Here is a 9781-nt window from a genome sequence, read left to right as displayed (position 1 = left end):
CCATTTCTCCCCCTTTAGTGTTAGAATTTGGTTTTTGCATATAGGTTTTACTCAATCATTTTTCAGAGAGATTTTCTCTGAGATATGGTATTATTTTTTTATTTTTCAGGTATACAGGGTATAATATTAGTGTTTCTGCACTGGAGGGGTAGCATAGATGGCCTAATGCGGCGGATTGCTAATCCGTTCTGTATCATTTCTAAAAATCCTAAAAAAACCAACAAATTCTTTGTTTTACCAATTTTTATCCCAATTTCACAGTTTTTAACACAATTTTGGCACAAATATGGCACAACAATATATAGTATTAACCCCAATGAGTTGAAATCATTGACATATAATAGTTTAACAGGTTTTAAAAATACTAAAATGGATGTATTCATATTATAAATTTTTAAATTTAAGTTTTACTTTTTTATTTTCTGGGAGTAAAATTAAATAAAAGGAGTTTTAAAAATGAAATATAAATTTTCAGTAATCATAGAAAAAGATAAAGATGGATACTTTGCTTTTTGTCCCGAACTTCAAGGTTGTTATACTCAAGGTGATACATATGAAGAGGTTGTAGAAAATATTAAAGATGCAATACATCTCCACATAGAAGATAGAATTGAAAATAAAGAAGAAATTCCCCAGCCAGAAAATGTAAGTTTAACTCTAATGGAAATCTCTTTATGAGTGAAAAACTTCCCAGAGTAAAAGCAAAAGAAGTTATAAAAGTTTTAGAGAAAATAGGATTTTTTCTTTCCAGACAAAGTGGAAGTCATAAGATATACAAAAATAATGAAGGTAAAAGAGTAACAGTCCCTTATCATTCTGATAAAATTCTACATCCAAAAGTTTTAAAAAGTATTCTTAAAGATGCAAGTTTAACTATTGATGAATTTAAAAAACTTCTCTAGTTAAAAAAGAAAGACACTCTTCAGAGAAGCTAGTAATTTTTCTCATATTTTTATATTTTGGGCATTTTTCTATTATACAATAAAACCTATACTATAAAACCTATACTATAATAAAAAATAGTGGCTATCCATTTAAGTGAAGCACTATATATTTTTTAAAAATTAAATATTAATTTTTAAAAATCCCGAAGAATTGATAATATAGTAAAAACGAAGAAAGGAGGTTAAAAAAGGGGGGAAATGAATAAAAAATTTGTAATTAGTTTAATTCTTTTGTTATTGATTGGTTTAGTTAGTGTAGTTTTAAACTCAAAAGAAGAAACAGAAACTGGCACAATTAGACCTGTAATAAAAGTTCCTTTGGGATATTCAATCACATATACGCAGACAGAAGAATATTTATTAAACAATAACTCATATCGTTTTGGATATGTGAGAGGATATTTTGATGGTTTACAAATGGGTATGGTATTAGGATTTGAGAGAGGTAATAAGATACTTAAAGATCTGGAAGGAATGAGGTATGACCAAGTACAAGAATGTATAGATAAATTTTACAAAGATTATCCTATCTATAAAGATCAATCTCCTTTGTTTGTGATAAATATTGCATTACCAAATTTGAGAAAAGGATTACCTCCATTTCCCACAGAAAAAGAAAACTCTGACAGTGAATAATGTTATCTTTAAAAATTTACAATCTAAATAAAATCATGACCCGCTCATAGGGGATTGCGACAGGTCTTTCCATTTCTCCCCCTTTAGTGTTAGAATTTGGTTTTTGCATATAGGTTTTACTCAATCATTTTTCAGAGAGATTTTCTATAAGGGATAACACGAAATTGATAACTAAGGGATATTTAGAGTAAAATATATACAATTTTAATTTCTGGAATGAGGAAGAATTGATATATATACAATGAGAAAACTTTATGTTGTAATATTTTTTTATCTATATGCCATTGCTTTTGCATCCACTTCTATCAGGAATTTCTCGTTTATTATTTTTGGAGATAATAGGGCACATTCATCTTCAAGTATATCTCAACCAAAAGTTTTCAAAAAAATGATTCAGGAGATGAATTGTTACAAAGACGAAGTCGCTTTTGCTATAAATCTCGGAGATATCGTTAGAGCCAATTCCAGTTCATTAATTTACAAATTACAATTAAATCAATACTTAAAATGTATCAACCAATTATATTTTCCAGTATACAATGTTGTTGGAAATGAAGAGATTTCTGGTCATAAAGAAATAGAAAATATATATAAAGAAAAATTAAGAAATACCTATTATAGTTTTGAATATAAAAATTGTCTATTTATTATTCTGGATACTGAAGAGATAGGACATGAAGGTAATATAGAAGATAAGCAATTGTTATGGCTGGAAAAAGAATTACAAAAAAATGCGTCTATGAAATTCATCTGCATGCATAGACCTTTATTTCCTGTAATTCACAAAAGCCATATGAAGAAAGAAAATTTTTACCAATTACTTACTCTGTTCAAAAAAAATGGAGTAAATGCGATATTCGCTGGGCATGACCATTGTTTTCATAATAGTATTCAGGATGGCATTCTTCAAGTGGTATCTGGAGGAGGTGGAGCACCACTTTATGACCATCCGTCTCCTGGTATAAAAGTACACCATTTCTGTCTCATTACCATCACTGACAATAATATAAAAGTAAAGATGATTCCCATTAGATAACAAACAATATAAATAGGAGTGAACTTTTTCTACCTTCTGTACTATTCGTTAGAATAATCTCTCATATAAGAAACATTTCACCTTTTTTATTTTTCAGGTATACAGGGTATAATATTAGTGTTTCTGCACTGGAGGGGTAGCATAGATGGCCTAATGCGGCGGATTGCTAATCCGTTGTATCGTCGAAAGGCGGTACCGTGGGTTCGAATCCCACCCCCTCCGCTTAAAGGGTTATTACAGGATAGTGTATCCTCCTATGAAAAAGATTCAACAATACCTACCAGTTATACCCAATTAATTTCAAATATCCCTGTCTTTCCTGTCCATAAATGTAGAATTTGAGGGTACTAAATCCGTTATAGAAGTAAAAAGGTAATGACTCCTCCCTCCATTAAGGACTATATTTCCTTCTTATTCCTCAACCTAATCCCTCTCTCCGTCGGGTAGAGAGAGAAAGACAATTCCTCCTCATATGAGGTAGGAGGGAAATTAGATGGGGTGGAAAGTACAGGAAGGTCTCACCCTTACCTATCTTGCCCTGATGGGCTTCGTTCATCCCCCTCACCAACTCAGTGGGAGTGCCAGACGATGCTCTTTATTCATCGCATCGGCACCCCTCTTCCCTCAAGGGCGAGGAAAAGGTGAGGGAAAACATATTAATGTATTACATCACTATCTGTACGATAAATTGACTTTTGAGGCAGTTGGGCTTATACTATCTTTTATGGAAAAAGATTCTGGAATAGGAAAGGAGATTGTGGAGTATTTATCAAATCTGGCACGTATCTCCTTATCAGAGGAAGAAAAACAACATCTTACAAAGGAACTGGCTGATATTATTGAGTATGTCTCTAAACTTTCTAAAATTGAAGCAAAGATAAACACATCAGGAGATATCTCTATAACAAATGTATTTCGTGAAGATAAGGTAAAAGAATCTAAAAGTGCGGAAGATATACTCTCCGGAGCACCTGAAAGGGAAGATAATTTTTTTAAGGTGCCGAGGATTATATAAAAATGGAAAGAAAATATCTTGACTTTGAAAAACCACTGGAAGATATAGAGAAGAAGATAGAACTATTACAGAAAGGTAGGAAAAACGGTGCGGCTGAAAATGCAGAAGATATTGTTCTTTTAAAACAACAACTATCCGAAAAAACAAAAGAGATATTTTCAAATATCACTGACTGGCAGATTGTCCAGTTATCAAGGCATCCAAACAGACCACATACACTGGACTATATAGAAAATATCTTTGAGGAATTTATTGAACTCCACGGGGACAGGGTAAGCGAGGATGATACTGCTATTATCACAGGACTGGGTAAATTCAGGGGCATACCTGTTGGTATTGTGGGGCAACAGAAAGGCAGGGATACAAAAGAAAATCTTTACAGAAAATTTGGGATGGCACATCCTGCCGGTTATAGAAAAGCACGAAGGATAATGAAATTAGCAGAAAAGCTGCATATCCCTGTCATCACTTTCATAGATACACCTGGAGCGAACCCTGATATCAAAGCAGAGGAAGAGGGACAGGCACTTGTAATAGCAGAAAACCTTCTTGAGATGGCGCTGTTGAATACACCTATTATCTGTATAATAATAGGAGAGGGTGGAAGTGGTGGTGCACTGGGTATAGGTGTAGGTGATAGAATTCTGATGCAGGAATATTCCATATATTCTGTAATCTCCCCTGAGGGATGTGCCTCTATATTATGGAAAAGTCAGTCAGCAGTGGAAGAGGCAGCAAAATCCCTTAAACTGACTGCAAGGGCACTTTTAGACCTCGGTGTAATAGATGCTATCATCCCTGAACCACTGGGAGGTGCTCACAGGGACTGGGGAAAAACATTTGAACTGACTGCAACAGCCATTGATGGGACTATAAGAGACCTTAAGACAATGAGGATTGAACAACTTGTAGAGTTAAGATACCAGAAGTACAGAAAGATAGGGTTCTGGAGTGAAGGAGAAGGGAAAAATGAATAAACTGAAACTTGCTTTACCAAAAGGGTCTTTGCAGGAATCAACATTTACACTCTTTCAACATGCTGGTTTTCAGATATATGCTGGAAGCAGGAGTTATTACTTTTCCACAGATGACCCTGATATTGAAGGTGTACTTCTAAGGGCACAGGAGATACCAAAGTATGTGGAGATGGGTGCATTTGACGCAGGTATATCAGGTAATGACTGGATAAGAGAAAACAGGGTAAAAATTGTTGAGGTATGTGAATTAAAGTATTCTAAACAGGGATTCAGACCTGTAAAGATTGTACTTGCAGTTCCACAGAACTCAAAGATAAAAGGACCTAAAGACCTGAAAGGAAAGATAATAGCCACAGAACTTGTCAATCTCACAAAGGACTATCTTAAGAAATATAAGGTTAATGCAAAGGTAGAATTCTCTTACGGCGCCACAGAAATAAAAGCAGGGACTCTCGTAGATGCTATTGTTGAAATCACAGAAACAGGCAGCACCCTTATTTCTCATAACCTTAAGATAGTTGATGTATTGATGGAATCCGCACCAAAACTTATAGCAAACAAGAACTCATGGAAAGATAAATGGAAAAGAGAAAAACTTGAAAATATTGCTTTGCTGTTAAAAGGTGCTCTTGAGGCAGAAGGGAAGGTAGGACTGAAAATGAATGTTGAGTGTGGAAAACTTGAAGAGATTATAAAGATACTGCCTGCAATGAAAAAACCAACGGTATCCCCACTCACAGATAGAAAATGGGTTGCTGTGGAAACCATTATTGACAAAAAAACAGCAAAAGTTCTAATACCTGAACTTAAAAGACGTGGTGCACAGGGGATTGTAGAATACCCGTTGAACAAAGTGATATAAAAAAAGGAGATGTCTATGCCGTGTGGAAGGAAAAGGAAAAGAAGGAAGATAAAGACACACAAAAGGAAAAAGAGAAGAGCAGCATTAAGACATAAGAAGAGAAAAAGATAAATATGCGTTATATATTTACAGAGATTGTGTTATTATCCATCCTTATTTCTGGATGTGCCCATATACCACATTCATATAAGGGGAGGGATATTTATGCCTATGGAGTTATTGCTGAGAGAGAAAACAGAATAGACGATGCTATCCATTATTATAAACAAACTATTCATAAGGCAGGAGAGGATAGTTATCTCTATGTGAAACTGGGAAACCTCTATCTTAAGAAACAGGATATTCCATCAGCAAAGCAATGTTTTTTCAGAGCCATAAGGATTGACCCTAAAAGGTATGAAGCACTCTTCGGACTCGGATTTTCTTATCTATTAGAGAAAAACTATAATCTCGCTGTTATCTATATGGAGCGAGGGCTTGCACTGGATAAAGAAAACTACTCTATAAGGATGATTCTTTGCGACCTGTATGCAGGAATGAATCGTCTGGAGGATGCAGAAAGGCATTATAAATATCTTGTTGATGTATTCCCTGAAAATTACCTTTTTCATTATAACTACGGGAATATCCTTGAACGGCTCAGGAAGAAAGATGAAGCAGAAAAAGAGTATTTAAAATCAGTAGAACTTGCCCCTTTTTTCTGGAAAGGATATTTTTCTCTCGGGCTTCTATATGATAATCTCGGAAGGAAAAATGAAGCACTTAAATGTTTTGAAAAAGCGGTATCTCTAAATCCTTCTGAAATTATCTCTTACTCATTTCTCGCCAGTGCTTATTATTCAGAAGGGAACAAAGATAAGGCAAAGTATTATCTTGAAGAAGCAATAAGAAATGGTATAAAGTCAGCACATCTCTATCAGTTTTTGGGAATAATATATATGGATGAGAATAACTATGATAAAGCAGAAGAAGTACTACGACAAAGCATTGAGATTGAGGACCTGTCAAATACGAGGTTCTATTTAGGTGTCATTTATGATAAGAAAGAACAGAAAGAAAAAATGGAAGCAGAGATGAAGAAAGCCATAGAGTTGAACCCTGATAATGCTATGGCTCTCAACTATCTGGGTTATACATATCTTATTCAGGATAGAAATATAAAAGAGGCATATGAAATGATTAAGAAAGCGTGTAAAATTGAGCCGGATAATGGCGCATTTTTAGATAGTTTGGGCTGGGCATACTATAAAATGGGAAAATATACAATTGCTAAGAGTTATCTTGAAAAAGCAGTAGAGAAAGAAAAGGATGCTGAAGTGTATGAACACCTCGGATATGTATATATGAACCTTAAAGAGTATGAAAGTGCTCTTCTCTGGTTTACAAAGGCATATGAGATAAGTAAAAAAGAGGAAATAAGTAAAATCATTAATAAAATAAAAGAAAAAATTTCCCAAAATGGCTCTGATTGAAAAGGTCTCTCAACAACCAGACCTCCTTAAAAAACTTTCTATAAAAGAGATAGAGACACTTGCGTCTGAAATAAGACAGGTGATTATAGAAACGGTCTCTAAAAAAGGGGGGCATCTGTCCTCCAATCTCGGTATTGTTGAACTTACACTTGCCATGCACAGGGTGTTTGATATCCCGCCAGATAAAATTATCTGGGATGTGGGACACCAGTGCTATGTTCATAAACTGCTTACAGGTAGATATGAAAAATTTTCAGCATTAAGGGAATACGAAGGTATATCTGGTTTCCCTTCTCCTGAAGAGGATATAAGAGATATTTTTAAGACAGGACATGCAGGGACTGCTATATCATCTGCAACAGGACTTAAAACAGGACAGGACTTTTTTAATGATAGAGGTAAGGTAATTGCAGTCATAGGTGATGGTTCTCTTACCAATGGACTTACATTTGAAGGACTGAACTTCCTCGGCTCGCTCGGTAAAGAACTTTTAATAATCCTTAACGACAACAGGATGTCTATCTCCCCTACAAAAGGTGCTTTATCATACTATCTTACAAAATTGATAACCTCCCCTTTTCTTAATAAACCCAAAAAAGAGTTTATGGAGGTGCTAAAAAAAATACCGGGGATGGGAGAAAATATAATCCATTTAGCAAAGGACCTTGAGAAAAGAGCAAAGTATCTTATAGTCCCTGGTGTATTCTTTGAAAAGTTAGGACTCCATTATTTCGGTCCAATAGATGGGCATAACCTCCAGGAATTGGTTGAGATACTTAATAATATAAAAGAGATAAAAGAACCTGTTATACTGCATACCATTACAAGAAAAGGTAAGGGATACAGATTTGCAGAAGAAAGACCTGATGACTTCCATAGTACAGGTCCTTTTGACATAAAGACAGGGTCCGGGATAAGTATCTCAAACCAATCAGCAGGAATCTCTGTGGGGAAGATACTTGAAAATTTAGGAGAAACGAATAGCAGAATTGTTGTTCTTACGGCAGCAATGGAAAAGGGGTTAGGACTGGAGGGTTTTGCAAAAAAGTTTCCTGAAAGATTTTTTGATGTTGGTATTGCAGAGGGACACTGTGTAACATTTGCAGGGGGTCTTGCTAAAGCAGGAATGAAGGTATTCATAGCTATGTATTCAACATTCCTGCAGAGATGTTATGACCAGATATTCCATGATATATGTCTTCAAAAACTTCCTGTGGTATTTCTCATTGACAGGGCAGGTATAGTAGGAGAAGATGGACCAACACATCAAGGGATATTTGATATCTCTTTCCTGCGGACACTGCCTGATTTAAAAATATTTACTCCTTACAGTATGGCAAACCTTGAATATATTATAACAAACTCTCTCAATGAAAAATATCCCTGTTTTATCAGATACCCGAGGGGAAAACTTCCTGAAAAACTACTACCTGTAAAACACGATGGCAGCAATACAGTTATTCTTGCCTGTGGAAGTATGGCAGAATATTCTATAAAGGCATGTGATATTCTTGAAAAAGAAAATATCTATGTATCCTGTCTGCCTGTTGATATGGTAAAACCACCTGATGAAGCACTGCTGAATGAGATAAATTCTTTTGACAGAATTGTTACTGTGGAGGAAAATACTATATCCGGTGGTTTTGGTTCATCTATATTAGAATATTTCAATTGCAGTAAAGACATCTTAAGAATCGGGTTGCCGGACACTTTTATTGAACAGGGGAAAAGAGAACTCCTTTTAAAGAAATATGGTCTGAGTGAAGAACAGATAGCAGAGAGGATAAAGAGTTTTATAAAGGGAGGACTATGATTAAGAATGTCTTTATCTTACATAACCCTAAAATCAAAGGCATAGAAAAAGAGCGGACAAAGGTAGAGGGTATATTGAAAAGATATGGGGCAGTTGTAGAAGATAGCCCTGAAGATGTGGATTTAATCATCACTATGGGAGGAGATGGGACATTTTTAAAGGGAGTTCATCTTACAAAAGATATTAATACTTTTGTATATGGAATTAAATACGGAAAGGTGGGTTTCCTAACACATAGTTCCGATGATATAGAGGAAAATCTAAAAAAGGTGCTCATTGGTAAATTTAAGACATCTAAAAGGATACTGTTAGAGATTAGTATAAGAAAAGGGAACAAGATATTGAAGGACTTCTGCCTTAATGAAATTGTTGTATTCAGAAAAGGAATAAGGATTATAGATATCTCTGTCCTTTCTAAAAACGAAGAGATATTCAGCAGATTAAGATGTGATGGAGTTATTGTTTCTACCCCTACTGGTTCTACCGCACACTCCCTTTCTGCATATGGACCTGTAATATCCCCTGATACAAAATGCCTGCTGATAGTTCCTGTAGCACCCCATACCCTGTGCTGGCGCCCTGTGATAATTCCTTCAGACGAGACCATCTCTATTGATGTCTCACCAGACGCACTTATTGCTATTGACGGACAGAGGGAGATACAGGTAAGCACCTCTGATAAAATAGTTATCAAAAAGTCAAAAAAGAGGGTGAATATTATTATAGATGATACTGCCTTTTTCAGTAAACTGAAGTCAAAATTTCACTGGGGGAGTTGAATGTTTATTGTAAATGTAAAAAAAGAAAGGTGTAAGGGATGTGGTCTCTGTATAGAGGTATGCAAGCAAAAGATGTTCTGTATATCAAAACTATTTAATAAGATGGGCTACCACTATATTGAACCAGAAGGAGAGGGAAAGAACAGTTGCAATGGATGTCAGAGATGTGTTATTATATGCCCCGATGTTGCAATAGAAATTCTGAAGAAAAATAACGATTAGTATTTTAAGGTCCTTTAATTTAATT

The 9781-nt window shown here is 35.1% G+C and carries 11 protein-coding genes and 1 tRNA gene; all 12 read left to right on the top strand.

What is annotated here, in order from left to right:
* Positions 1-456: 456 nt before the first annotated feature.
* Positions 457-678 (top strand): type II toxin-antitoxin system HicB family antitoxin, encoded by a 222-nt coding sequence (locus tag N3D17_05630; protein ID MCX8082857.1) that lies wholly within the window; start codon positions 457-459, stop codon positions 676-678.
* Positions 675-902 carry a type II toxin-antitoxin system HicA family toxin gene (locus N3D17_05625; GenBank protein ID MCX8082856.1) on the top strand — a complete coding sequence of 76 codons (228 nt, stop codon included), beginning with the start codon at positions 675-677 and terminating at the stop codon, positions 900-902. The genes N3D17_05630 and N3D17_05625 overlap by 4 nt, the downstream gene beginning before the upstream one ends.
* Before the next feature lie 240 nt (positions 903-1142).
* On the top strand, positions 1143-1580 hold the full coding sequence (locus N3D17_05620) for a hypothetical protein (protein ID MCX8082855.1): 438 nt from the start codon (positions 1143-1145) through the stop codon (positions 1578-1580).
* Between the two features lie 241 nt (positions 1581-1821).
* Positions 1822-2616: a metallophosphoesterase gene (locus N3D17_05615; GenBank protein ID MCX8082854.1), complete on the top strand. Its 795-nt coding sequence runs from the start codon at positions 1822-1824 to the stop codon at positions 2614-2616.
* Positions 2617-2746: 130 nt separating this feature from the next.
* A tRNA-Ser gene (locus N3D17_05610) sits at positions 2747-2838 on the top strand.
* Between the two features lie 271 nt (positions 2839-3109).
* On the top strand, positions 3110-3631 hold the full coding sequence (gatC, locus tag N3D17_05605) for an Asp-tRNA(Asn)/Glu-tRNA(Gln) amidotransferase subunit GatC (protein ID MCX8082853.1): 522 nt from the start codon (positions 3110-3112) through the stop codon (positions 3629-3631).
* 2 nt (positions 3632-3633) lie between these two features.
* Entirely contained in the window at positions 3634-4608 is a 975-nt protein-coding gene (locus tag N3D17_05600) for an acetyl-CoA carboxylase carboxyltransferase subunit alpha (GenBank protein MCX8082852.1), read from the top strand.
* Positions 4601-5470 (top strand): ATP phosphoribosyltransferase, encoded by an 870-nt coding sequence (hisG, locus tag N3D17_05595; GenBank protein MCX8082851.1) that lies wholly within the window; start codon positions 4601-4603, stop codon positions 5468-5470. Before N3D17_05600 ends, hisG begins: the two co-directional genes overlap by 8 nt.
* Before the next feature lie 113 nt (positions 5471-5583).
* Positions 5584-6942 (top strand): tetratricopeptide repeat protein, encoded by a 1359-nt coding sequence (locus N3D17_05590; GenBank protein ID MCX8082850.1) that lies wholly within the window; start codon positions 5584-5586, stop codon positions 6940-6942.
* A complete protein-coding gene (gene dxs / locus N3D17_05585) occupies positions 6929-8755 on the top strand; it encodes a 1-deoxy-D-xylulose-5-phosphate synthase (GenBank protein ID MCX8082849.1) in 1827 nt (608 codons plus the stop codon). Before N3D17_05590 ends, dxs begins: the two co-directional genes overlap by 14 nt.
* Positions 8752-9534, top strand: coding sequence for an NAD(+)/NADH kinase (locus tag N3D17_05580; protein ID MCX8082848.1), 783 nt, complete (start codon positions 8752-8754; stop codon positions 9532-9534). The genes dxs and N3D17_05580 overlap by 4 nt, the downstream gene beginning before the upstream one ends.
* Positions 9535-9756, top strand: a complete 222-nt coding sequence (locus tag N3D17_05575; GenBank protein MCX8082847.1) for a 4Fe-4S binding protein — start codon at positions 9535-9537, stop codon at positions 9754-9756.
* Positions 9757-9781: the final 25 nt, after the last annotated feature.

Source organism: bacterium, from assembly GCA_026414725.1.
In the GTDB taxonomy this organism is placed as follows: domain Bacteria; phylum Ratteibacteria; class UBA8468; order B48-G9; family JAFGKM01; genus JAAYXZ01.
Note: the sequence above shows the minus strand (reverse complement) of the source record. Positions and strands in the feature narration are given on the sequence as shown.

Excerpts from the sequence above, each read along its gene's own strand:
- dxs (MCX8082849.1), top strand. The coding sequence starts at position 6,929 with ATGGCTCTGATTGAAAAGGTCTCTCAACAACCAGACCTCCTTAAAAAA.
- N3D17_05575 (MCX8082847.1), top strand. The coding sequence starts at position 9,535 with ATGTTTATTGTAAATGTAAAAAAAGAAAGGTGTAAGGGATGTGGTCTC.
- N3D17_05630 (MCX8082857.1), top strand. The coding sequence starts at position 457 with ATGAAATATAAATTTTCAGTAATCATAGAAAAAGATAAAGATGGATAC.
- N3D17_05600 (MCX8082852.1), top strand. The coding sequence starts at position 3,634 with ATGGAAAGAAAATATCTTGACTTTGAAAAACCACTGGAAGATATAGAG.
- N3D17_05625 (MCX8082856.1), top strand. The coding sequence starts at position 675 with ATGAGTGAAAAACTTCCCAGAGTAAAAGCAAAAGAAGTTATAAAAGTT.
- N3D17_05590 (MCX8082850.1), top strand. The coding sequence starts at position 5,584 with ATGCGTTATATATTTACAGAGATTGTGTTATTATCCATCCTTATTTCT.
- N3D17_05620 (MCX8082855.1), top strand. The coding sequence starts at position 1,143 with ATGAATAAAAAATTTGTAATTAGTTTAATTCTTTTGTTATTGATTGGT.
- N3D17_05615 (MCX8082854.1), top strand. The coding sequence starts at position 1,822 with ATGAGAAAACTTTATGTTGTAATATTTTTTTATCTATATGCCATTGCT.
- hisG (MCX8082851.1), top strand. The coding sequence starts at position 4,601 with ATGAATAAACTGAAACTTGCTTTACCAAAAGGGTCTTTGCAGGAATCA.
- N3D17_05580 (MCX8082848.1), top strand. The coding sequence starts at position 8,752 with ATGATTAAGAATGTCTTTATCTTACATAACCCTAAAATCAAAGGCATA.
- gatC (MCX8082853.1), top strand. The coding sequence starts at position 3,110 with ATGGGGTGGAAAGTACAGGAAGGTCTCACCCTTACCTATCTTGCCCTG.